Annotated in this window: 19 protein-coding genes; 11 read left to right on the top strand and 8 right to left on the bottom strand. The window is 76.0% G+C overall.

The window, feature by feature from the left end; translation table 11 throughout:
• Window positions 1–99: 99 nt before the first annotated feature.
• Complete coding sequence (locus CUT83_RS02580) at window positions 100–792, bottom strand: SanA/YdcF family protein (RefSeq protein WP_101254222.1); 693 nt, start codon at window positions 790–792, stop codon at window positions 100–102.
• A 98-nt stretch (window positions 793–890) separates the two neighbouring features.
• Here CUT83_RS02580 and cutA point away from each other — a divergent pair, with 98 nt between their 5' ends.
• On the top strand, window positions 891–1,220 hold the full coding sequence (cutA, locus tag CUT83_RS02575; RefSeq protein WP_101254221.1) for a divalent-cation tolerance protein CutA: 330 nt from the start codon (window positions 891–893) through the stop codon (window positions 1,218–1,220).
• 73 nt (window positions 1,221–1,293) lie between these two features.
• Here cutA and CUT83_RS29990 read toward each other — a convergent pair whose 3' ends face one another.
• Both CUT83_RS29990 and CUT83_RS02570 read right to left on the bottom strand, forming a co-directional pair.
• Window positions 1,294–1,452 (bottom strand): hypothetical protein, encoded by a 159-nt coding sequence (locus tag CUT83_RS29990; protein WP_158238959.1) that lies wholly within the window; start codon window positions 1,450–1,452, stop codon window positions 1,294–1,296.
• Between the two features lie 10 nt (window positions 1,453–1,462).
• Window positions 1,463–3,685 carry a molybdopterin oxidoreductase family protein gene (locus CUT83_RS02570; protein ID WP_101254220.1) on the bottom strand — a complete coding sequence of 741 codons (2,223 nt, stop codon included), beginning with the start codon at window positions 3,683–3,685 and terminating at the stop codon, window positions 1,463–1,465.
• 160 nt (window positions 3,686–3,845) lie between these two features.
• On the opposite strand from CUT83_RS02570, the gene CUT83_RS02565 reads away from it, so the two are divergent.
• The 5 genes from CUT83_RS02565 to CUT83_RS02545 all read left to right on the top strand — a co-directional run bounded on the left by CUT83_RS02565 (window position 3,846) and on the right by CUT83_RS02545 (window position 7,702).
• Window positions 3,846–4,709, top strand: coding sequence for a sirohydrochlorin chelatase (locus CUT83_RS02565; RefSeq protein WP_101254219.1), 864 nt, complete (start codon window positions 3,846–3,848; stop codon window positions 4,707–4,709).
• A 39-nt stretch (window positions 4,710–4,748) separates the two neighbouring features.
• Window positions 4,749–6,101 (top strand): deoxyguanosinetriphosphate triphosphohydrolase, encoded by a 1,353-nt coding sequence (locus tag CUT83_RS02560; protein WP_101254218.1) that lies wholly within the window; start codon window positions 4,749–4,751, stop codon window positions 6,099–6,101.
• A 134-nt stretch (window positions 6,102–6,235) separates the two neighbouring features.
• The gene (locus CUT83_RS02555; RefSeq protein ID WP_101254312.1) at window positions 6,236–6,538 is read left to right on the top strand and encodes a hypothetical protein; all 303 of its coding nucleotides are present in this window, start codon (window positions 6,236–6,238) and stop codon (window positions 6,536–6,538) included.
• Between the two features lie 67 nt (window positions 6,539–6,605).
• The gene (locus CUT83_RS02550; protein ID WP_338104201.1) at window positions 6,606–6,935 is read left to right on the top strand and encodes a hypothetical protein; all 330 of its coding nucleotides are present in this window, start codon (window positions 6,606–6,608) and stop codon (window positions 6,933–6,935) included.
• A gap of 32 nt (window positions 6,936–6,967) precedes the next feature.
• The gene (locus CUT83_RS02545; protein ID WP_101254217.1) at window positions 6,968–7,702 is read left to right on the top strand and encodes an HAD family hydrolase; all 735 of its coding nucleotides are present in this window, start codon (window positions 6,968–6,970) and stop codon (window positions 7,700–7,702) included.
• Between the two features lie 44 nt (window positions 7,703–7,746).
• On the opposite strand, the gene CUT83_RS02540 is transcribed toward CUT83_RS02545, so the two are convergent.
• The 3 genes from CUT83_RS02540 to CUT83_RS02530 all read right to left on the bottom strand — a co-directional run bounded on the left by CUT83_RS02540 (window position 7,747) and on the right by CUT83_RS02530 (window position 10,918).
• Window positions 7,747–9,105, bottom strand: coding sequence for a cation:proton antiporter (locus CUT83_RS02540; protein WP_194074692.1), 1,359 nt, complete (start codon window positions 9,103–9,105; stop codon window positions 7,747–7,749).
• A gap of 297 nt (window positions 9,106–9,402) precedes the next feature.
• Window positions 9,403–10,176: a lytic polysaccharide monooxygenase gene (locus CUT83_RS02535; RefSeq protein WP_165869558.1), complete on the bottom strand. Its 774-nt coding sequence runs from the start codon at window positions 10,174–10,176 to the stop codon at window positions 9,403–9,405.
• A 334-nt stretch (window positions 10,177–10,510) separates the two neighbouring features.
• Entirely contained in the window at window positions 10,511–10,918 is a 408-nt protein-coding gene (locus CUT83_RS02530) for a cupin domain-containing protein (RefSeq protein WP_101254216.1), read from the bottom strand.
• 152 nt (window positions 10,919–11,070) lie between these two features.
• Between CUT83_RS02530 and CUT83_RS02525 the strand changes: the two genes are divergently transcribed.
• Entirely contained in the window at window positions 11,071–13,497 is a 2,427-nt protein-coding gene (locus CUT83_RS02525; protein ID WP_101254215.1) for a hypothetical protein, read from the top strand.
• A gap of 37 nt (window positions 13,498–13,534) precedes the next feature.
• Window positions 13,535–14,260 (top strand): N-acetyltransferase, encoded by a 726-nt coding sequence (locus tag CUT83_RS02520; RefSeq protein WP_240958147.1) that lies wholly within the window; start codon window positions 13,535–13,537, stop codon window positions 14,258–14,260.
• 13 nt (window positions 14,261–14,273) lie between these two features.
• Here the strand turns inward: CUT83_RS02520 and CUT83_RS02515 are convergent, their stop codons facing one another.
• Window positions 14,274–15,110: an endonuclease/exonuclease/phosphatase family protein gene (locus CUT83_RS02515; protein WP_101254214.1), complete on the bottom strand. Its 837-nt coding sequence runs from the start codon at window positions 15,108–15,110 to the stop codon at window positions 14,274–14,276.
• A gap of 180 nt (window positions 15,111–15,290) precedes the next feature.
• Entirely contained in the window at window positions 15,291–16,073 is a 783-nt protein-coding gene (locus CUT83_RS02510) for an alpha/beta fold hydrolase (RefSeq protein WP_101254213.1), read from the bottom strand.
• A gap of 195 nt (window positions 16,074–16,268) precedes the next feature.
• Between CUT83_RS02510 and CUT83_RS02505 the strand changes: the two genes are divergently transcribed.
• From CUT83_RS02505 to CUT83_RS02495, 3 genes are all read left to right on the top strand, one after another.
• A complete protein-coding gene (locus tag CUT83_RS02505) occupies window positions 16,269–19,220 on the top strand; it encodes a helix-turn-helix transcriptional regulator (RefSeq protein ID WP_101254309.1) in 2,952 nt (983 codons plus the stop codon).
• Between the two features lie 183 nt (window positions 19,221–19,403).
• Window positions 19,404–20,750, top strand: a complete 1,347-nt coding sequence (locus CUT83_RS02500; protein ID WP_101254212.1) for a PucR family transcriptional regulator — start codon at window positions 19,404–19,406, stop codon at window positions 20,748–20,750.
• A 250-nt stretch (window positions 20,751–21,000) separates the two neighbouring features.
• Window positions 21,001–22,263 (top strand): NAD(P)/FAD-dependent oxidoreductase, encoded by a 1,263-nt coding sequence (locus CUT83_RS02495; protein ID WP_101254211.1) that lies wholly within the window; start codon window positions 21,001–21,003, stop codon window positions 22,261–22,263.
• The last annotated feature ends 1 nt before the right edge of the window (window position 22,264 follow it).

The following is a 22,264-nucleotide window of genomic DNA, read 5'->3' as shown; positions in this document are numbered from 1 at the left end:
CAGACAACGCGCCGACGGCCGACGCGGTCAACCGCCTTGTCCGAAAAGAGTCCTGGAATACCACTCAGGAGTGAGCCGCCGGGCGGCGGGCGGCGTGGATCAGCCCGCCAGAGCCTGCTCAAGGCCCCGCTCGCGGGGGCCGAGGAAGTGCGGGTCGGGGGTGAACGTCGCCTCCAGCCCGGCCTTCGCCGCGCCCGCCACCTCGCGCAGTGCGCCGTAGTACCAGGTGGCGTCGTGCGGCTCGGCGACACCGACGCCGTGCGCGTCGATCCCGGCGGCCCGGCACAGGGCCAGCGCGCGGCGTATGTGGAAGCCCTGGCTCACCAGCAGCGCGCGCTCCACGCCGAAGATCCGCCGGGCGCGGGCGCAGGAGTCCCAGGTGTCGAAGCCCGCGTGGTCGCCGACGACGTCCTCGGCGGGGACGCCGCGGCGCACCAGGTAGTCCCGCATGGCGCCCGTCTCGTCGTAGTCGCGGCGGCTGTTGTCGCCGGTGACCAGCACCGCGCGCACCCGGCCCCGGCCGTACAGCTCGGCGGCGGCGTCCAGCCGGTGCGCCAGGTACGGGGACGGCTCCCCGTCCCACAGCCCGGCGCCGAACACGACCACGACCGGGGCGGCGGGCGCGTCGCCGACGGTGCGGACGCGGTCGCCGGCGGAGACCGCGACCCAGGCCGCGGGCAGCAACCCCAGCACGCACAGCAGCACCGCGGTCTGGAGGACCTGTCTTCTGCCGGGCTTCGCGATCTTTCCCATCCCCTTGACCTTCGCTTCGGCCTTTGTCGAGCTGATCATCACACCGACGGAGACGGTCCGAGCCGCACCGCGGTTGCCGCGGCTACCGTTGGCGGGCGGGACCGCGAAGACGGCGAGGAAGAAGGGGAGCGGCGACCATGGTGGAGACGGGCGTCCTGACGGTGCTGACCACCACCGACAGCAAGGAGAAGGCCGAGGCGCTGGCGCGCGGCGCGGTGGAGGCCCGCGTCGCCGCCTGCGCCCAGATCTCCGGCCCGGTGACCTCGGTCTACCGGTGGGAGGGCGAGGTGCGCGCCGAGCCCGAGTGGCAGGTGCTGCTGAAGACGGCGGCGGCCCGCTACGACGCCCTGGAGGCGCATCTGCGCGCGGCGCACGACTACGACACCCCCGAGATCATCGCCACCCCGGTCGTCCGCGGTGGCGCCGACTACCTGGCCTGGGTCGCCGAGGAGACGGAGGGCTCCTGAACAGGCGCGGGCCCGGCAGGAGGAACAGGACCGGGCCGGGCGGACCGGGCCGACCGGACGGACCGGACGGACGTCACCGTGCTGTGCCACTGGTCCCGTCCGCGGCGGCCGCGTCCCACAGAACGGCGCTCCCGTCCTCGTCCCACTCCCGCCAGGCGGCCGCGTAGTCCTGTTCGAGTTCCGGGGCGCGTGACGGCCCGTCCGCGGCGGGGGAGCCCGCATCCGTCCACATGCCGACGACGCTACCGCCTGCCCTCCCGCGCCTCGTCCTCCGCCGGACCGGTCGCTGCCGGCCGGTCCCCCGCACGCTCCACGCGGACCGCGCAGACCTTGAACTCCGGCATGCGCGAGACCGGGTCCAGGGCCGGATTGGTCAGGGTGTTGGCCCGGCCCTCGCCCGGCCAGTGGAACGGCATGAACACCGTGTCCGGGCGGATGCCCGGGGTGATCCGGGCCGGCGCCACCGCCCGCCCCCGCCGCGAGACCACCGCCACCGGCTCCCCCTCGGCCACCCCGATCCGCTCGGCCAGCCGCGGGTGGAGCTCGACGAACGGCCCCGGGGCGGCGTCGTTCAACTCCGCCACCCGCCGCGTCTGGGCGCCCGACTGGTACTGGGCCGGCACCCGGCCCGTGGTCAGCAGCAGCGGGTGGCCGGCGTCCGGTTCCTCCGCCGGGGGGCGGTGGACGACGGGCGCGAAGCGGGCCCGGCCGTCGCCGGTGGCGAAACGGTCCAGGAACAGGCGCGGGGTGCCGGGGTGGGGGGCGGGGGAGCGGTCCACCGCCGGGTCGTCGGCCTCGTCCGTACCCGGGGCCTCCGGGCACGGCCAGAAGACCCCGTCCTCCTCGGCGATACGGCGGTAGGTGATCCCCGAGTAGTCCGCCGGGCCCCCGGCCGAGGCCCGCCGCAGCTCCTCGAACACCTCCTCCGGGTCGGCGGGGAAGCCCTTCGCCCAGCCCAGCCGCCCCGCCAGCGCGCCGATCACCTCCAGATCGGTGCGCACCCCGGGCGGGGCGTCCAGGGCCCTGCGGCGCAGCAGCACCCGGCCCTCCAGGCTGGTCGTGGTCCCCGTCTCCTCCGCCCACTGCGCCACCGGCAGCACCACGTCCGCCAGCGCGGCCGTCTCCGACAGCACCACGTCGCACACCGCCAGGAAGTCCAGCGACCGAAGCCGCTCCTCCACATGGGCGGCGCGCGGCGCGGAGACCACCGGGTTGGAGCCGGTCAGCAGCAGGGCGCGCACATCGCGGCCGAGCGCGTCCAGCAGTTCGTACGCGCTGCGCCCCGGCCCCGGCAGCGAATTCGGGTCCACACCCCACACCCGCGCCACGTGCTCGCGCGCCGCCGGGTCGTCCAGCCTGCGGTAGCCGGGCAGCTGGTCGGCCTTCTGTCCGTGCTCGCGCCCGCCCTGGCCGTTGCCCTGCCCGGTCAGGCAGCCGTAGCCGGACAGCGGGCGTCCCGCCCGGCCGGTGGCCAGGCACAGGTTGATCCAGGCGCCGACGGTGTCGGTGCCCTTGGACTGCTGCTCGGGCCCGCGCGCGGTCAGCACCATCGACGACCGCGCGTCGCAGAACAGCGCCACCGCCTCGCGCAGCGCGGGCACCGGCACCCCGGTGATCCGCTCCACCAGCTCCGGCCAGTGCGCCATCGCCGCCGCGCGCGCCTCCTCCCAGCCGCTGGTGCGCGCCGCCACGAAGCCGGTGTCCACCCGCCCCTCGGCCACCACCAGATGCAGCATGCCCAGCGCGAGAGCCAGGTCCGTGCCGGGGCGCGGGGCCAGGTGCAGGTCGGCGTGCTCGGCGGTACGGGTGCGGCGGGGGTCGATCACGATCAGCTTCCCGCCCCGCTCGCGCAGCTCGGTGAAGTAGCGCAGGGCGGGCGGCATGGTGTCGGCGGGGTTGGCGCCCACCAGGATCACGCAGCCGGTGCGCGCGACGTCCGCCAGCGGGAAGGGCAGTCCCCGGTCCAGCCCGAACGCCCTGTTCAGGGCGGCGGCCGCCGAGGACATGCAGAACCGGCCGTTGTAGTCGATCTGGGAGGTGCCCAGCACCAGCCGGGCGAACTTGCCCAGCGCGTACGCCTTCTCGTTCGTCAGCCCGCCCCCGCCGAAGACCCCCACCGCGTCCGGCCCGTGCGCGGCCCGCGCCGCCGACAGCCCCGCCGCGACGCGGTCCAGCGCCTCGTCCCAGCCGGCCGGTTCCAGCGGGCCGCCGGCGCGGCGCCGCACCAGCGGCCCGGTCAGCCGCACCCGGGAGGAGAGTACGGCCGGGGCGGTGCGGCCCTTGCCGCACAGCGCGCCCCGGTTGACGTCGAACGCGGTGCGCTCGACCACCTCGACCCCCTCCTCGCCTCCGGCGGGGCGCAGCCCCATGCCGCACTGCAGGGCGCAGTACGGGCAGTGGGTGTCCACGGTCGCCGCGGGTGCCTGGGGTGCCTGTCCGGCGGGCTGGGCAGTCGTCGCGCTCATGCCGCCCAGCGTGAGTCGCGCGTGTTACGCCGCGCGCCCCCGCGGGTTACGGACCCGGTACACCGGCCTCAGCCCGCCCGGGCCGGCGCCGTGAGCCGTGCGCAACCGGACGTCACGACACCGCAACGGCGGGGCAACCGGGGCCCGCCACACTCGCCCCATGACCTCCCCCTTCCGTGCCCGCCCCCGCCCCCGCCCCGCGCCTGCGCTGGTCGCGGTCGCCCACGGCTCCCGCGACCCCCGGGCGCTGCGCGCCGTCACCGCACTGCTCGGCCTCGTGCGGTCCCTGCGGCCCGGTCTGCGGGTGGAACTCGGGCACGTCGAGCTGAACGAGCCGCTGCTGCCGGACACCCTCGACGCGCTCCCGCCCGGCCGGGCGGTCCTCGTCCCGCTGCTTCTGGGCCGCGGCCACCACGTCAAGCACGACCTGCCCGAGGCCGTCGCCGCCGCCGGGCACCTGTCCGTGCGGACCGCCGCACCGCTGGGCCCGCACCCGCTGCTGGCCGAGGCGCTGGCCGGACGGCTGGCCGAGACGGGCTGGAGCGCCGCCGGCGCGTCCCGCACCGGCGGCGTGGTGCTGGCGGCGGCCGGCTCGCGCGATGCGGACTCGGCCCGGGACGCCGAACGGACGGCCGCCCTGCTCTCCGCACGCCTCGGCGGCGTCCCGGTGCTGCCCGCCTACGCCTCGGCCGCCGGGCCGACCGTGCCCGGGGCCGTGGCCGCCCTGCGCGCCGCCGGACGCCACGATGCCGCACTGGCCTCGTACTTCACCGCGCCGGGCCTCTTCGCCGCCCGGTGCGTGCGGGACGCCCCCGGCCTGCCGGCCGCCTCCCCGCTGGGCGCGCACCCGGCGCTGGCCCGCCTCGTCCTGCACCGCTACGACGAGGCGCTCGCCCGGGCGCGTACGGCGGCCCGCGCGTCCGCCCTCCGTCCGGTGCGGAGCGCCCCGGCCCGCGCCCGCCGACCGCCCGCGGCGGGCCCGTACCCGCCCGTACCGGCCCCGGTCGTCGCCCGGGGCGGCTAGCGTCGGTGTATGCGCGGCAGGTATGGCGATGCGTACGCCATGGACGACAGTACGGACGGCACGGTGGACGGCGGCACGGACGGCACGGTGGACAGAGCGGCGGAGCACGTCGCCGGCTACGACGGCGCGGCGCTGGAACGCTGGGTGCCCGAGCCCGACAAACGGCCCGGACGCACCGCCTTCCAGCGCGACCGGGCGCGGGTGCTGCACTCCGCCGCGCTGCGGCGGCTCGCGGGCAAGACCCAGGTCGTCACCCCCGACGCGGCCGCCGGCGCGTGGGACGCCACCCCCCGCACCCGCCTGACGCACTCCCTGGAGTGCGCCCAGGTCGGCCGGGAGCTGGGCGCCGCGCTCGGCTGCGACCCGGATCTGGTGGAGACCGCCTGCCTCGCCCACGACCTGGGCCACCCGCCCTTCGGGCACAACGGCGAGCGCGTACTGGACGAGATCGCCGAGCCCTGCGGCGGGTTCGAGGGCAACGCGCAGTCGCTGCGGCTGCTGTCGCGGCTGGAGCCCAAGCGGTTCGCCGGACCGGCCGGCGGAGGCGACGGCCCGCCGGCCTGCGTCGGCCTCAACCTCACCCGCGCCGCGCTGGACGCCGCCACCAAGTACCCCTGGCCGCGCGGCGGCAACCCCGCCGGCCCCGCGTCGCGGAAGTTCGGCGTCTACGAGGACGACCTGCCGGTCTTCGAGTGGTTCCGGCGCGGCGCCCCCGAGCACGGACAGTGCTTCGAGGCGCAGGTCATGGACTGGTCCGACGACGTGGCCTACTCCGTCCACGACGTCGAGGACGGCCTCCACGCCGGCCACCTCGACCCCAACCTGCTGCTGGCCGAACCCGAGCGCCGGGAGGTCTTCGCCGTCGCCGCCGCCCGCTACGCGCCGCCCGGCACCGAGGAGGCCGAACTCGCCGAGGCCCTGGACCGGTTGCTGGGCCAGGAGTGGTGGCCGCACGGCTACGACGGCACGGCCGTCGCCCAGGCCCGGTTGAAGGACGCCACCAGCCAGCTCATCGGCCGGTTCTGCCTGGCCGCCGAGGGCGCGACCCGGGCGGCGTACGGTTCGGGCCGCCTGACCCGCTACGGCGCCCGCCTGGTGGTCCCGCGCGCCGCCCGCCTGGAGTGCGACGTGCTCAAGGCCGTCGCCGACCGGTACGTCATGCAGCGCCCCGACCAGGAGCGGCTGCGCGGCGAACAGCGCGACATCCTGGCCGGGCTGGCCCAGGCGCTGATCGCCCGCGCCCCGGACGGCCTGGACCCGCAGTTCCGCGCGCTGTTCTCGCAGGCCGGTGACGACCGGGCCCGGCTGCGCGTGATCGTCGACCAGATCGCCTCCCTCACCGACGCCTCCGCCCGCCGCCTCCACGCCCGCCTCACGGGCCCGGCGGCGTGAGAGCACGGGGCGGCGGCGTGACGGAACGGGCCGGCCGCCGCCCGGCGTCAAGGGCGCGAGCACCGATCACGCACACGTATGGACAGGCCGTCTTCGCGTTCCGGCGACCCGGCCCTCTCTGTATGGTCGGCGGTATGGCGACGAAGAAGTACACCGTGACCCTGCCGGAGGAGCTGGCCGAGGCCATCCGGGCCGAGGTCGGACCCGGCGGCTTCAGCCGCTACGTCACGCACGCCATAGAGCGTCAGCGCGAGCAGGACCGGCTGGGGGAGGCCGTCAGCTGGTGGGAGGAGGAGTACGGGGAGGTCACCGAGGCGGAGATGGCCGAGGCCGAGGCCGAGCGCCGTGAGATCGAGCGCATGCACGCCGAGCTCGCCCGTGCCCGGCGGGCAGAGGTGGAAAGGCCCGCGCCCGAGCAGCACCGGGAGGCCGCGTGACCGGCGGCAGAGTGGTCTATCTGCTCGACAGTGAGGGGTTGTCCCAGTGGGTCAGGGGGAGCGCCGGATGGGTTTCCGTCTGAAGGAGGCCCATCGGCTCGGCATCCGCGTCATAACCACCTCGATGACCCTCATCGAGGCATACGACCCGACGCGCTATCTCCCCGCCTGGCAGTGGGCGCTGTCCCGCCTCCATGTGGAGCCGGTGACCGAGGAGGTCGCCCGGAACGCGACCGGCCTCCTGAGGGAGACCGGGCTGCACGGTCACAAGTACGCCATCGACGCGGCCCTGGCGGCCGCCGCCCTGCGGCAGCCCGGCGCCGTCACCGTCTTCACCTCCGACGAGGACGACATGCGCAAGCTGTGCGGCGACCGCGTGGTGGTCGCAAGGCTCTGAACGCCCTCCCCGGAGCGTGGTAGGAAGACCGGATGAGCCGACTGCCCGTCCACGGCCCCGAGGGCCCCATCCGCGCCGTGACGACCCCGCAGGGGCCGCCCGCCGCCGTACGGGCCGTGCTCTTCGACTTCTCCGGCACGCTGTTCCAGATCGGGACGTACGCCGACCGCATACGGGCGGCGCTGGCGCGCCCGGTGGGCGAGGCGGAGATGGAGGCCCTGCTGGGCGGGCTCGAAGCCGGTCTGTCGGACCCGGAGGTGGCCGGGGCCCAGCGTGCCCGGGATGTGTCCGCCGAGGCTCACCGGCGCGCCTTCACCACCTGGTACGCCTCCGTCCCAAAGCTGGCGCCGGTGGCCGGGGAGCTCTACGAGCAGCTGCGGACCCCTGAGCACTGGGTGCCGTACGCGGACAGCGCGGCCGTGCTGGCCCGGCTGGCCGGCGCGGGCGTGGCCCTGGGCGTGGTCAGCGATGTCGGGTGGGATCTGCGTCCCACCTTCGCCCATCACCGGCTGGACGGCTGGTTCTCCTCCTGGACGCACTCCTTCGAGCACGGCACGGAGAAGCCCGATCCCCGGCTGTTCCGGCACGCCTGCCGGGAGTTGGGCGCCGGTCCGGCCGAGACCCTGATGGTGGGGGACCACCCGGCCAAGGACGGCGGGGCGGCCGGCGCGGGACTGCGCTCCTACGTGCTGCCGGCCGGAGCCGCCCCGGGGCGGGTCCGGGGTCTGGACGCCGTTCTCCGGCTGGCCGGAATCGGCGACGGGTAGGCCCCGACGGCCGCGGTCACCGTGCCGTTGTCACCGTGCCGTTGTCACCGTGCCGGGGGCCCGCCCCGCTCCTGCCCGCCCCGCTCCTGCCGTGCGAACGGCCCGAGCCAGCGGTGCCGGGCGCCGAGCCATTCGTCCCCCGCCGGTCCCGTGTCCATCTCCTCCCGCAGCGGCGCCCCGGCCCCGGCGGAGGCCTCCCCGTACCACCGGCCCAGGCGTTCCGAGAGCGCCGCCGCCGAGACGCCGTGCAGGACGATGCTGAGGAACACGGTGACCGCCATCACGCTGCCCAGCCGCTCCAGTCCGGGGCCGCCGTCCCGTACGGCCAGGAGCCCCAGGATGACGGAGGCCAGGCCGCGCGGCCCGAACCAGCCGACGAAGGCGACCGTGGGCGCGCGCAGGCCGCTGCCGAGCAGTGAGAGGGCCACCGGGACCATGCGGACCACGGTGAGGCTGAGCAGGGCATAGCAGACGGTCCGCCACTCCAGCCGTTCCAGGGTGGGGCCGAGCAGTACCGCGCCGAACACCAGGAAGCTCAGCGCGGCCAGCAGCCCGCCGAGGTCCTCCGCCAGTGCGGCGGCGTCCCCGGAGCCCTCCGGGCCGGTCGCGGACCGCAGCGCGGCGCCGAAGGCGAAGCCCGCCATCCACACGGCGATGAACCCGCTCCCCCCGGTCGAGTCCGCGAGGAAGTAGGAGCCGGCGGCGAGGGCCAGGGGGAGCGCCTGGCCCCACTCCGGGGTGACCCAGCCCCTGGCGCCCGACCACTTCAGCAGCCGTCCGCCGGTCCATCCGATCACCATGCCCAGGGCGCTGCTCAGCACCAGGGCGCGCCAGAACACCTGGGCCACTCCGGCCTCCGCCCCGGCCGTCGCGGGGGCGGCCGCGAGGAAGAGGACGAAGAAGGGCAGGACCATGCCGTCGTTCAGGCCGCTCTCGACGGTGAGCCCCTGGCGCACCAGCGCGGGGACCCGGGGGGAGGAGACCGTGGTCCTGCCCAGCGCCGCGTCGGTGGGGGCGAGGACGACGCCGACCAGCGCCAGCTCCCAGACGCCGAGTTCCGGGAACAGCGGCCAGGCCAGCAGCCATCCCGCGCCGATGGTCAGCGGCAGTCCGATCCCCAGGAGGCGGCCGGGCAGGAAGCGGCCCCGGCGCAGCGTCCGTCTGCGGATCGCCATCGAGTCGGTGAACAGCACCAGGGCCAGGGCGGTCTCCAGCAGCGGCAGCAGGAGGCCGGAGTCGGGGCCGGGCAGCGGCAGCCCCAGCCCGGCCGGGCCGATCAGGAGTCCGAAGGCGGCGAAGACCATGGCGGTGGAGACGGGGGTGCCGGCGAGTCTGCGCGACCCCAGGGCGTAGGCGGCGACGGCGGCCGCCACAGCCGCCCCGGTCCACTCCCCGCCGGTCACCGGTGCCCGGTCCCCGTCCCGGCGCGTGGCCGCCCGTCCGCTTCGCGGGGAGCGGTGCCCCTCACGCCTGCCCGCATCCCGCTGCCCCTTCTTCCCTGGCGCCTTCCCGGAGATTCCCCGGCGCTTCGGTGGACGACGCGGGCCATTGTGCTGCTCCGGCCGCTCTCCGCGTGCCCGCGACATGTCGGCAGGGCCTTGTGCGGCACCGATGGCGGGAGGATCCGGCGCGGCACGCACACGATCGGGCGAGAGCCGGCGCCCCCGCGTCGCGGGGGCGCCGGCACCGGGGGTGCGGTCTCAGCAGGGGCCCAGGTCCCGCCAGACGCCGGAGACTCCCGGCTCCTCGCCGCGCGTCCACCAGGCGGCCCGCCAGGCGTGGTCGCGGTGGGTGACGGTCCGGCCGCCGGTGTAGGCGGTGGAGCGGTCCCAGGCGGGGGAGGAGGCGCACTCGGCCGGCGGGGTGGGCGTCCCGCCGTCATCGCCGCCGCCGTCTCCGCCGCCGCTGCCGACCTGGACGTCCACGCAGTTGTAGAACGCGTTGGCGGTGTCCGCGACGTTCCACACGGCGAGGATCTTGTGCTTGCCGGAGGGCAGGCCGCTCAGGGTGTGCGAGATGTTCGACGGCGGGCGGGTGCCGCCCTGGTCGAACCGCTTGAACAGGACGCCGTCGACGTAGTAGTCCCAGGTACTGGTGCTGTGCGCGGCGGTCAGCCGCCACTGGAAGGTGACGGTGCTGGAGACCTGGGTCACCGGCCAGTTCCGGCTGTCGTCGTCCAGGAAGGTCCACCGGGTGCCGCCGCTGCACAGGCGCGAGCCCTTGGGGGCCTCGACGCTCTGCGGCTCGTACTGCAGGCCGTCGCAGCCGGTGACCCGGCCGGTGGCGCAGTGGTCCTGGCGGCTGGGCGGGGAGGTGATCCAGCCGTGGGCGCCCGCCGAACTTGCCGAGGTCATGACAATCGCGAGGGGCAGTGCCAGGGCGAAGGCGAAGAGCGAGGCCAGCAGCCTCGCGGGGCTCCTCCGCGCCGTCCGTGTCCTCTGTGTCGTCCGTGGGATGTGTCCGGTCTGTCGCATGTGGGGGCTCCTCCTCCCTCCGCGCGCGGCCTCCTCGGCCGGCGCGCGGAGCGGTGCGGGGGGTGGCGACCTGCCGTGCGCAGGGCCTCGCCGGTGACGATAGATTGGTTCAGACCAATCGTTAAGGGTGACTTCCGGTCCGTTCCCGGGCGGTGCGGCCCGGTGCACGCGGCGCAACAGGGGTCGTCCGTCCGGGTGGAGGAGTCCGGGGGGTGGGTGAAGAGAACGGAAAAGGGTCGTTCTGTCCGTTGACCGAATCTGGTCTGCACCAATGATCCCCGTCCCTTCCCCGCCGCGCCGCGCCACACCGCGGCGGGGAAGGGACGGGAAGCCCTCAGGCCAGGGCGTGGCCGGTGGTGCTGTCCACGTGGCCGGGGATCTCCCCCTCGTGGCGGTCCCCGGTCGAGGCCGTCCCGGTGGGCTCGAACATCAGGATCGACCCTCCGGCCGAGGACGGCTTGTGCTCGGTGCCGCGCGGCACCACGAACACATCGCCCTTGTGCAACTCGACGGTCCTCTCGCCGCCGTCGGCGTCGCGCAGGGCGATGTCGAAGCGGCCGTCGAGGACGAGGAAGAACTCGTCGGTGTCCTCGTGCACGTGCCAGACGTGCTCGCCCTCGGCGTGGGCGATCCGCACGTCGTAGTCGTTCACCCGGGCCACGATCCGCGGGCTGTAGACGTCGGTGAAGGAGGCCAGGGCCTCGGTCAGGTTCACGGGGTGAGGTACGGGCGTCTCGGTCATGGACGCGATTCTCGGTGATCTGCGCGCGCCGCTCCCGGTGTTTCGCGGGAGTGTACGGAGAACACGGGGACCGGCTCGGAGGTTTCCCGGAGTTCCGCCGAACCGGCCCGCGGACCGGGGTCCGTCACTAGCCTGCCTGGATGTTCACGGATATGACGGACAGTCTGTGGGACGGGGAGCCCCAGCCGCTGCGCGACTGGCTGGCGGGCAGAGAGGTGGACGTCGACGGGCTCAAGAGCCTGCCGAACTGGAACGCCGAATCACCCGACGGTGAGCCCGCCGAGGAACCGGAGGACGGACCGGAGGACGGACCGGAGGGAGAACCGGAGGGTGAACCGGGCGGCGAGGGGGCCGCCCGCCGCCCGCCGGATGACCCGCGGTCCACCCTCAGGCGGCCCGGGGACCGCTGGCGGAAGGCGTACGAGAGGACGTCGGCGGCTCTGGGGAAACTCGGGGACGAGCCGTACGGTGTCCCGCTGCTGCTGAGCTATCTGCTCCACGAGGTCGCGGAGGCATGGGAGAGCTCCTACCACTTCGGTCTGCTGTGGGACGTCCTCGACGCCGTCCGCGACTGCTTCCCCGATCACCCGACGGCTCTCGCCCCCCGCGCCAGGAGACCGGGCCTCCCGGCGGACTGGAGGCCCACGCTGCCCGCCGGCTGGGCGCCCGGCCTCCCCGCCGACCGGACGGCCGCCGGCGCGGTGCTCCATCTGATGGACTCCCTGGACGCCATGATCCGGGCCGAGAACGCGATGGTCAGCGGACTGCCACAGGTGCAGGCGCCGGCGGCGGAGGCGGCCGCGCGCCATGCCGGGCGGGCCGCCGAACTGGCGGACGGGCTCCCGGCGGAGTACGGGTGGCTGCGGGGATACGTACTGCGGGTGGCGGGCCGGAACGACGTCTACTGCACCGCCGCGGCCCGCGCGGTGCGCGCGGCGGAGGCGTTCCTGGGGACCGGCGCCGGGCTGGACGGGGCGATCCGGGAACTGGCCGAGGCGGAGGGCGATCCGCGTATCGACCTGCGGTACCGCAGCGAGGTGCGGGCGCACCGGTTCAGTCTCACCGCGCTCCGGGAGAGCGCCCGGCGCGAGTGGCTCAGGCTCGACCAGGGATCGGTGGTCTTCCTGTACCCCTTCGCCCTGCGCGGGATCAGGCCCGGACAGGTCGCCGACCGGGTCGCGCGGGAGGCCGGAGGCTGGACCCTGGCGGGGACGGGGGCGGTCCGGGTGGAGGAGAACCTGGAGCTGGACGACGTGTGGGACGGCGCGGACTCGCTGGGCCGCGGCTACGAGGGGGCGTGCGTCCATCTGCCGGACGTACTGGTCCAGGGTCTCGACGGCACGGCGGTGCCGGAAGGCGTCGAGCCGACCCGGCTGAGCGCCGAGATCAGGATCTCCAGGCTCGGCAACCACTACATCCGCTTCGAGGCGGAGTGCGAGGACCTCTCCCCGGCCGGTCTGCACGCGCTGATGTTCCGGGCCGCTCCCGAGCACGGGGCCGGGCGGGTGGTCTTCGAGGAGGAGCCGGAGGCCTCCTCGGAGCAGTGGCCGCGCCTGTCCGACCTGGCGGTGCAGCTCGCGCTGGACACCGCCGCCCGGCTGAGCCCGGACGACGGCTCCGCGGAGGTGCGGTCCGCCGCGCGGCCCGGCATGTTCCACGTGGTGGTCACGGTCGAGCGGGCTTCCGCGACCGCCGGCCCCTGGGCGCCGCCGTCCACCGTGCGGCGGGAGCTGACCGGCGCCGGGGAGGTCATGTCGACGGCCGGGGCGCAGGTACTCGCCAACCCGGTCCCCAACGCGCTGGGCGCGGTGGCCGAGTGGAGCCGGTACGCGGTGGACGGTCCCTACTCGTCCCTCTCGTCGGCCGTCGCGGACATCACCGGCAACCCGGCGCTGTGCACCTGCAACACCACCGTGCTGGTGCGGCTCGGGACGGCCGACTTCGTCGTCCAGGGAGACAAGGCCGTGGCCGAGTTCGCCGCCTCCGTCGAAGGGCTCTTCGCGGGATGGTTCGACGAACTGGCCGACCACTACAGGAGGGTGGAGAGGCTGCGGGAGGAGGTGGTCGGGGCCGGGGACGGCCGGTCCCCGGGCAGCGCCGACGTCCTGCAGGAACTGTCGCGGAGGATGGACGAGGAGAAGATCCTCCTGGACGAGTTCACCGTCCAGGTCAGGTCCACCCTGTCCCTCATACGGTCCCCGTCCCTGCTCTCCTCTCCGGTCATCGCCCGCTTCCTGGCCCTGCTCCTGAGGAGTTCGGGCTACCCGGAGCGGGTGGAGGAGCTCATGAACCGCATCCAGGAGGTCGCGCACGAGCAGCTGGACGTGGTGGTGGATAAGATCACCGCACAGCGCAGAGCCCAGGAGGACCGGGACGAGGCCCGGCAGGAACGCCGCCGCAGGGCCAGGATGGACACCATGCTGGCGGTCGTCGCCGCGATCGGTGTCTCGGGGCTCGGTCAGATCGCCCAGTCCGGCTACGGAGTGGAGGGGCTGTGGTCGCTGCTGATCATCGCGGTGGTCGTGGCGGTGTCGGCCCTCTTCGGATGGGGGTTCCGCCGGACCGGAGGAGAGGCCTAGGCCTGGACGGCCCGGGCGTGGACGGACGGAGGCAGTGATGCGGGTGGTCGACGTGGCGGACGGCGATCCGCTGCTGGAGACGCTCTACGACGACCTGCTCGTCCCGTCCTTCCCCCCGGACGAGCTGGAGACCCTGGAATGGGTCCGCGGCGGCCTGGCCGGCGGCGGCGTCGCGGTCAGCGCCGTCCTGGACGACGCCGGCGTTCCCGAGGCTGTGGCCGTCGGCGAGTGGGACGCGGCCGGCCGGGTGCTGCTGCTGTCCTACCTGACCGTACGGCCCCGGTCCCGCTCCGGCGGGCTCGGCGGTCTGCTGATGGGCGTGGTCGCGGGAGCCTGGCAGGAGCGCTTCCGGCCGCTGCTGACGCTCGCCGAGGTGGAGCATCCGCTGGCGCACGAGGCGGACGGCGAGCGCGGCGACCCGGCCGCCCGGCTGCGCTTCTACGCCCGGCACGGCGCCCGGGCCCTGGACATCCCCTACTTCCAGCCCGCGCTGCGCCCCGGCGCGGAGCGGGTCCACGGAATGCTGTTGCTGGTGCTCGCCCGGGCCTCCGGCACGGAAGGAGAGCGGCCGGACACGGTCGACCCCGGACCGGTCCGCTCCTTCCTGGAGGACTACCTGCTCTCGGGCGAGGAACACCGGGCCGACGGTCCGGTGCTGCGGATGCGCGACGCCCTGGCCCGTCCCGGCGGTGTCCGGCTGCTGCCGCTGGACGACGTCCGCGCGCTGCCGCTGTCCGTCCCGGACGGGGACGCCCGCCCGTAGGCGGGCGGGGCCTTCAGGAGGCCGGTTCCGGGGCCGGCTCCAGGGCCAGGTCCGCCACGACGGCGGCGTGGTCGGACGGCCAGACGCCGCCGACCGGGCCGTCGCCCGCCCGCCGCACGTCCGTGACGCGGCCGATCCCGCCCGGGCCGGGCGGTCCGACGCGGATGTAGTCGACGCGGGCGCTGGGCCGGAAGGTGGCCGCGACATGGGGGTTGGCCGCGTCCCGGGTCGCGGCCGGGGCGGACGGATCGGCGTACTCCCAGACGTCCGGCAGCACCTGGCCCTCGACGGCGGGGGCCGTACGCGAGCCGCCCAGCAGCCGGATCTCGTCGGAGTCGGGCGGTGCGTTGAAGTCCCCGGTGACCACGGGCGGGAAGTCGGTTCCGCCGCGGCGCGCCGCGACGAACTCCGCCAGGGCCGCGACCTGCCGGCAGCGCAGGGCCGAGGCGTGGGCGGCGGAGGTCAGGTGCGTGGTGAAGAACGGCACCGGGCGGCCGGGGGCGTCCAGCAGCGCGTACAGCGCCACCCGCTCGTCGCCGCCCCCGGCCGGGGGCAGGACGGCCCGGGCCCGGTCCGTTATGGGCCAGCGGCTGAGCACGGCGTTGCCGACGCCGACCTCCGGGTCGTCCAGCCGCTCGCGCCACTGCCCGGGGACGTCCCAGGCGGCCCAGGCCCAGTGCATGCCCAGTTCGCGGGCGAGCCGTCCGGCGAGGTTCTCCCCGCCGCGGGACCACACCTCCTGCAGGCCGACCGCGTCGGGCCGCAGTCCGCGCAACGTGGAGAGGATCGCCCCGTACCGCTCCCGCCACGGTCCGAACCGCCACCACACGTTCCACGTCATCACGCGCATCCGCCGCCCCGCTCCCTGCGTCGCCCCCGGTGGGCCATGGGTGTACCCCGTCCACAGCCCCGCTACCCGCCCGATGTGACGCGCAGCGGTCCGCGGGGCGAACGGTTCGGGTACGGCCCGGTGCGCCGCGGGCGCCCCGGCCGGTCCGCGCCCCCCCGGCGCCCCCGGCGCCCCCCGGCGTCAGCCGGCGGACTCCAGGAAGTCCGCTATCGCCGGGGCGAAGGACGGGTCGCGCACGGCCGTCAGATGGTCGCCGCGCAGGGTCCGGAGCCGGGCGCGGGGGAGCGCGTCGGCGAGCACCCCGGGGCGTGCGGCCAGCGGATCGTCCGCGCCGGCGAGCACCAGGGTCGGCACGGTGACGTCCGCCAGCGCGGTCGGACCCTGGTGCATGGACCTGCCCTGCGCGGCCAGGGCGCGGCGGTCGGCGCCCACCTCGTCCGCCCAGATCCGCAGGCCCGCCATCCGCAGCGGCACGTCGGCCGGGTCCTCCGCCAGCAGCGCCGCCACCACCAGTTCGGGGGGCAGTTCGCGGGTGTCCACCCCGCCCAGCTCGACCACCCCGGCCCCCACCCCGCCGACGACCAGCCGGGTGACGCGCTCGTCCCGGGCGGCGGCCAGCAGCGCGGTGACCGCGCCCATCGAGTAGCCCACCAGATGCGCCCGCTCCTCGCCGAGGACGTCCAGCAGGGCCAGCAGATCGCGTGCCATGGCCCTCTCGCCGTAGTGGCGGGCGTCGTGCGGCTTGTCGGAGCGGCCGTGGCCGCGCGCGTCGATGCCGACCACCCGTCGTCCCCGCCGGGTCAGCACCTCGACGACGCCGGGCCGGACCCAGTTGGTGTGGGTGTCGGCGATGAAGCCGTGGTGCAGCACCACGACCGGCATTCCGCTGTCCTTGCCGGGCGCCGGGTCCCAGCGGTGGTAGCGGATGGTCACGCCGTCGAAGGAGGTGAACTCTCGTGTCATGGGCCGACCGTAGGACGGCCGGTCGCGCCCCGGCGGTCGCCGGGAGAGCCGTTGTGCGAGCGCACACGCCGCCGGGCCGGCCACTGGGCGGTGGTCGCGACCTGGCCTTATTGTCATGGACACTGTGTGGTCTCGGTGCTGTCGTGGGAGGACACCCGGGCCACCTGGGAGTCCCTTCCGAGGAGGGATGTGCGGATGCACGGTGCGAACACCGCACGGAAGGCCGTGGCGGAACTGATCGGCGGCGCACGCGCGGGACGGGGCGGCGCGCTGCTGGTGCGGGCCGAACCGGGACTCGGCGCCGGCGCCCTGCTGGACCACGCGGCGGCCTCCTTCGAGCGGGCCGGCCCGGGTGGCACCGTACTGCGCGCGCGGGGCGTGGCCGCCGAGACCGCCGTCCCCTACAGCGGACTGCACGCCCTGCTGCGGCCGGTGGCCGACCGGGCGGCACCGGACGACCCGCGCACCGCCGCCCTCGCCCGCGCCCTGGCGCTGGGCGCCGCGCCCGCCGACGAGGGGCCGGTACTGGCCGGTCTGCCGGCGCTGCTGCACGACCTGGCCGCCGAGGGGCCGCTGCTGCTGTGCGTCGACGACGCGCACCACCTCGACGCGCCCAGCCGCCGGGCCCTGGGCTTCGCGGCCCGGCGGCTGGGCCCGCCGCTGCCCGTCGCGATGCTGGTCGCGGCGCACCGCGACGGCGCCGAGGACCCGCTGCTGGCCGGGCTGCCCGTACTCGCGCTGGAGCCGCTGGGCGCCGCGGCCGCCGGCGCGTTCCTGGACGAGCTGCTGCCGGCCGACGCCGACCCGGCCGTACGCGAGGCCCTGCTGCACAGCGGCGACGGCAACCCCGGCCTCCTCACCGACCTGGCCGCCTCCCTCACCCCCGCCCAGCTCACCGGCGCCGAACCACTGCCCCACCCGCTTCCCGCCACCGGGCCCCGGCTGCGCTCGGCCGCCGCCGAACTGGCGGAACTGCCCGAACGGATCCGCACCCTGCTGCTGCTGGCCGCGGCCGCGTACGAGCTGGGCGGCACGGCGGACTGCTCCACCCTGGCGCGCGCCGCGGCCCTGGCCGGACTCGGCCCGGACGGGGCGGACCCGGCCCGAAGCCGCGGCGTCCTGCGGTGTGAGGGCGACCGGCTGCGCTTCGCCAACTCGCTGCTGCGCCACGCCGCCTACTGGGGCGAGCCGCCCGAGCGGCGGCGCACCGCCCACCGGCTGCTCGCCCGCGCCCTGGAAGGCGCCCGCGCGGAGGACGGCCGGAGCGGTGAGGACGGCCGGAGCGGTGAGGGCGGCCGGAGCGGTGAGGGCGGCCGGAGCGGTGAGGGCGGCCGGAGCGGTGAGGGCGTGAACGCGGGGGCATCGCACCGGCTGCTCGCCCTGCGCCACCGCGCCGCGGCCGCCCTGCCGCAGGAGGGCGCGGATCCGGAGCTGGCCGACGCGCTGGCCGCCGTCGCCTCCGACACCACGGCGACCGACGAGCACACCCACGCCGAACTGGCCGACGCCCTGTGGCGTTCCGCCGAACTCACCGGAGCAGACGGCGGGTTCGGAGAAGCCCAGGGCACCGGCGTGCGCGCGGCCCGGCTGACCGCCGCGGCCGAGCACGCCTGGTCGGCCGGACGCCCGTACCGGGCCCTGACCCTGCTGGACCGGGCCCGTACGCTTCCCGTCCACGACACCGTGCGCGGCCGGACCGAACTCGTGCGCGGAGTACTGGAGCTGCGCAACGGCGTGGTCACCGACGCCCATGAGCTGCTGTCCTACGCCGCCGGGCTGCTGGGCCCCTACGACCCGCACACCGCCCGCCGGGCGCTGCTGCACGCGACCGAGGCGGCCTGGGCGATCGGCGACATCGCCGGTTTCCGCGCCGACCTCGCCCGTATCGCCGAGCTGAGGACCCCCGCGGAGGACCCGCTGCTCGACGACTACCGCGCGGGTCTGGACGCGGTGCTCCGCGGCGACATCGACCGCGGCGGCCCGATGCTGCTGCGCGTCCTGGAGCACGCCGCGGGCGAGCGGCAGCCCTGGAGGCTGCTGCGGGCCGGGATCGTGGCCCTGGTCGTCGGCGACGTCGCGGCGGCCCACGACCTCAACACCCGCGCCCTGGCCGCGGCCAGGGCGTGCGGGCCGGCCGCCGTCGTGCCCCAGGCGCTGGAGCATCTGGCCTACAGCGAGCTGCGGGCCGGGCGGCACAGCCGGGCCCGCGCCCATGCCGAGGACGGGCTGCGCCGCGCCCGCCGCAGCGGCCAGCGCAACTGCGCCGCCCACCACCACGCGGTGCTGGCGATGGCCGCGGCCGTGGAGGGGGACGCGGCCGCCTGCGCCGGGCACGCCCGCGCGGCGGGCGAGGACGCCGGCCCGCACGGCCTGGGAGTGGCCGCCACCCTGGCTCAGTGGGCGCTGGCCCGCTGCGACATGGGGCACGGCAGACCGCACGAGGCGGCGGCCCGGCTGGAACCGCTGGTGGGCACCGGCCCGGGCGAACTGCCGGGGACCGCCTCCGGGCGCGGGCACTTCGCGCTCCAGGCACTGGCCGCGCCGTGCCTGGTGGAGGCGGCCGCCCAGGCGGGCGACCGGCGCACCGCGCACGCCGCGCTGGCGCACTTCGCCCGGTGGACCGCCGTCACCGCGGACCCGATGGCCCCCGTCCACCTCGCCCGCTGCCGGGCCCTGCTCGCCGGGCCGGAGGAGGCGCCGGAGCTGTTCGCGGAGGCGCTGGAGGCGCACGCGCGGATCGACAGCGACTTCGAGTACGGCCGCACCCAGCTGCTGCACGGCAAGGCGCTGCGCCGCGGCCGCCGGCCGGGCGCGGCCCGCGGGGTGCTGCGCGACGCGCTCCTGGCCTTCGAGCGGTGCGGCGCCCGGAGCTGGGCCGACCAGGCCCGCGCCGAGCTGCGGGCCACCGGCGAGGCGGCGGGGCAGGGCGCGCCGCGGGTGCTGGGCAGACTGACCCCGCAGCAGCTGCGCATCGCGCGCTGTGTTGCCGAGGGGGCCACCAACCGGGAGGTCGCGCTGCGGCTGTCGGTCAGCCCCCGCACGGTCGACCACCACCTGCGCAACGTCTTCGCCGCGCTGGGCATCCGCTCCCGGGTGGAGCTCACCCGGGTCCTGGCGGCGGCCGGCGACGGCCGGCACGACGGCTGAGAGCAGGACCGGCGGCGTGACCGGCGGCGTGACCGGCGGGGCCGGGTGCCGGTCGCGCCGCCGTACACCTGGGAGACTGAGCGGTCGCTAAGCGATTTCCGCACGCCTCTGGATATCCCGGTCCGGGCCTGCTGACAATGCTGCATCGAGCCGCTCCCGACACCCGCCAGGTGGAGGACCGAGATGCACCCCGTCGTACGCGCCCCCGTGAACGCCGAGGCCGTGGCCGTGCTGCACCGGGCCGCCCGCCCGCTGATGGACGAACTCCCCCGGCTCACCGACCGCGTGGTCGAGCTTCTGTGCAAGGAGGAGCCCGCCTACCGCGCCGCCTCCGTCGACCAGGACGAGCTGTGGCACGAGGTGTACCGCTCCCTGCGGCACAACGTGGGCTCCCTGCTGCGCCCCAAGGAACTGCGCGACGCCGCCCGCCGCTGCTCGTGGCGGATCGGCGCCGACCGCGCCGAGCAGGGACTGCCGCTGGACGCCCTGATGCGGGCCTTCCGGCTCGGCGGCGCGGTGGTCTGGCAGTCCCTGGTGGACCGGGTCACCCGGTACGACCCCGACGGCGCGCGGCTGCTGGTCCACGTCGCGGCCGAGGTGTGGGACTTCGTCGACGAGCACTGCGCGGTGGTCGCCGAGGCGTACCGGCAGACCGAGCGCCGGCTGGCCTGGCGCCACGGCAACCGCCAGCGGCTGATGGCCGACGCCCTGCTGGAGGGCACCATGCGCGTCGCGGACCTCGTGGAGACCTCCGAGGCGCTGGGGCTGCCCGAACGGGGCCGGTACGCGGTGGTGGCCGTCGCGGGCCCCGGCCGGGAGGCCCACCGCGGACTGATCCGCTCCCGCGTCCCCGCGGCCGTACGGATCCTGTGGCACCCCCGGTCCGACGCCGACCTGGGCATCGCCACGCTCGGCGGCGATCACGGCGATCACGGCGATCACGGCGATCACGGCGTCTCCGGTGGCGCCGACGCCCCCGACGCCTCCGGCACCGCCGACGGCCTGCTGGCGGAGCTGGCGGGAGCCCTGCCCGCGCTGCCGGGGCTGCGTACCGGCATCAGCTTCGCGGTGGAGGGCCTGGCCCGGATCGGCGAAGCCCGCCGGCTCGCCGAGACCGCGCTGCGCTCGGCCGCCCCGGGCGGGGCCCCGGTCCTGCTCCACGAGCATCTGCCCGCCGCCCTGCTGGTCTCCTCGCCCGGCCTGGCCGCGGCGCTGGCCGACCGGGTGCTGGGACCGGTGCTGAGGCTGGAGGGCGCCGACCGGGACCTGCTGCTGGACACCCTCACCGCCTGGCTGGAGTGCGACGGATCGGCGCGGCGGGCCGGGAGCAGGCTGTTCTGCCACCGCAACACCGTCCTCAACCGGCTGCGCCGCTTCGAACAGCTCACCGGCAGGTCGCTCGGCCGCCCCCACGAGATGGCCGAGCTCTCCCTCGCTCTGACCGCCCGCCGCGTCCTCCACGGCCAGGCGTGCGGTCAGGGCCCGGAGGCGGCGCGGACCGCGCCCGGCCGGGCCCGCCCCGCGGTCTGAGCGCACGGACGCGCGAAGGCGGGTGCGCGTACCCGATGGTTCCAGACATACGAGGACGCTGCGCGCGAAGAGGTATAGAGCGGCCCGGAGGATGGGGAGGATCTGTGGGAGACGTCCGCGGAACCGGCCGCGGGCCCTCCCCGGACCCCTGCCCGCACCACCGGCCCGCCGCCCCTCACGGCGGCGCGGCCGGCGGGGCACACTCCCGGGGAATCCACCGCAGGGGGGCAGCGCAACGAGGAGGAAGCACGTGGTCGACGCACATCGCACGTTCGTCATCGTCGGCGGCGGCCTGGCCGGGGCGAAGGCGGCCGAGACCCTGCGGGCGGAGGGCTTCACCGGCCGCGTCATCCTGATCGGCGACGAACGCGACCACCCCTACGAGCGGCCTCCCCTCTCCAAGGGCTACCTCGGCGGCACCGCCGAACGCGACGGCGTCTTCGTCCACGAGCCCGCCTGGTACGCCGGGGCCGCCGTCGAGCTCCACCTCGGCCAGCCCGCCGTCCGCCTCGACCGGGAGGCGATGACGGTGGAGCTCGGCGACGGCACCCGGATCCACTACGACAAGCTGCTGCTGGCCACCGGCGCCGAGCCGCGCCGCCTGAACGTCCCCGGCACCGGGCTGGCCGGGGTGCACCACCTGCGCCGTCTGGCGCACGCCGACCGACTGCGCGGCACCCTGGCCGGACTCGGCCGCGACAACGGGCACCTGGTCGTCGCGGGCGCGGGCCGGATCGGCCTGGAGGTTGCCGCGGTCGCCCGCTCCTGGGGCGCCGAGGTCACCGTGATCGAGCCGAACCCCACCCCGCTGCACCCCGTACTCGGCCCCGAGCTGGGCGCCGTCCTCGCCGACCTGCACCGCGAACACGGCGTGCGCCTGTACTTCGGCACCTCCCTCACCGAGATCGTCGGCCAGGACAGCCAGGTCCTGGCCGTGCGCACGGGGGACGGCGAGGAGCACCCGGCGCACGCCGTGCTCGCCGCCATCGGCGCCGCCCCCCGCGTCTCCCTGGCCCGGGCCGCCGGGCTGGAACTGGCCGGGGAGCCCGTGGGCGGCATCGCGGTGGACGCCTCGCTGCGCACCAGCGACCCCGACATCCACGCGGCCGGCGACGTCGCCGCCCTCCACCACCCGCTGTTCGGCACCCGGCTGCGCGTCGAGCACTGGGCCAACGCCCTGAACGGCGGACCGGCCGCAGCCCGGGCGATGCTCGGCCAGGAGGTCTGCTACGACCGGGTGCCGTACTTCTTCTCCGACCAGTACGACATGAGCATGGAGTACTCCGGCTGGGCGCCGCCCGGCTCGTACGACCAGGTGGTCGTCCGCGGCGACCTCGGCAAGCGGGAGTTCACCGCGTTCTGGCTGAGCGAGGGGCGGGTGCTGGCCGGGCTGGGCATGAACACCGAAGGCGTCACCGGGCCGGTCCAGCGGCTGGTCCGCTCCGGCCGGGAGACCGATCCGGAGAAGCTGGCCGACCCCTCGCTGCCGCTGGAGGAGCTGGCCGGAGACTGAC

This window comes from Streptomyces barkulensis, assembly GCF_002843305.1.
In the GTDB taxonomy this organism is placed as follows: domain Bacteria; phylum Actinomycetota; class Actinomycetes; order Streptomycetales; family Streptomycetaceae; genus Streptomyces; species Streptomyces barkulensis.
The sequence above is the reverse complement of the archived record's forward strand: the minus strand, read 5'-3'. Positions and strand labels throughout refer to the sequence as shown.

Coding starts and splice junctions, on each gene's coding strand:
- CUT83_RS02580 (WP_101254222.1), bottom strand. CDS start 792: ATGATCAGCTCGACAAAGGCCGAAGCGAAGGTCAAGGGGATGGGAAAG.
- cutA (WP_101254221.1), top strand. CDS start 891: ATGGTGGAGACGGGCGTCCTGACGGTGCTGACCACCACCGACAGCAAG.
- CUT83_RS29990 (WP_158238959.1), bottom strand. CDS start 1,452: ATGTGGACGGATGCGGGCTCCCCCGCCGCGGACGGGCCGTCACGCGCC.
- CUT83_RS02570 (WP_101254220.1), bottom strand. CDS start 3,685: ATGAGCGCGACGACTGCCCAGCCCGCCGGACAGGCACCCCAGGCACCC.
- CUT83_RS02565 (WP_101254219.1), top strand. CDS start 3,846: ATGACCTCCCCCTTCCGTGCCCGCCCCCGCCCCCGCCCCGCGCCTGCG.
- CUT83_RS02560 (WP_101254218.1), top strand. CDS start 4,749: ATGGACGACAGTACGGACGGCACGGTGGACGGCGGCACGGACGGCACG.
- CUT83_RS02555 (WP_101254312.1), top strand. CDS start 6,236: ATGGCGACGAAGAAGTACACCGTGACCCTGCCGGAGGAGCTGGCCGAG.
- CUT83_RS02550 (WP_338104201.1), top strand. CDS start 6,606: ATGGGTTTCCGTCTGAAGGAGGCCCATCGGCTCGGCATCCGCGTCATA.
- CUT83_RS02545 (WP_101254217.1), top strand. CDS start 6,968: ATGAGCCGACTGCCCGTCCACGGCCCCGAGGGCCCCATCCGCGCCGTG.
- CUT83_RS02535 (WP_165869558.1), bottom strand. CDS start 10,176: ATGCGACAGACCGGACACATCCCACGGACGACACAGAGGACACGGACG.
- CUT83_RS02530 (WP_101254216.1), bottom strand. CDS start 10,918: ATGACCGAGACGCCCGTACCTCACCCCGTGAACCTGACCGAGGCCCTG.
- CUT83_RS02525 (WP_101254215.1), top strand. CDS start 11,071: ATGACGGACAGTCTGTGGGACGGGGAGCCCCAGCCGCTGCGCGACTGG.
- CUT83_RS02520 (WP_240958147.1), top strand. CDS start 13,535: ATGCGGGTGGTCGACGTGGCGGACGGCGATCCGCTGCTGGAGACGCTC.
- CUT83_RS02515 (WP_101254214.1), bottom strand. CDS start 15,110: ATGCGCGTGATGACGTGGAACGTGTGGTGGCGGTTCGGACCGTGGCGG.
- CUT83_RS02510 (WP_101254213.1), bottom strand. CDS start 16,073: ATGACACGAGAGTTCACCTCCTTCGACGGCGTGACCATCCGCTACCAC.
- CUT83_RS02505 (WP_101254309.1), top strand. CDS start 16,269: ATGCACGGTGCGAACACCGCACGGAAGGCCGTGGCGGAACTGATCGGC.
- CUT83_RS02500 (WP_101254212.1), top strand. CDS start 19,404: ATGCACCCCGTCGTACGCGCCCCCGTGAACGCCGAGGCCGTGGCCGTG.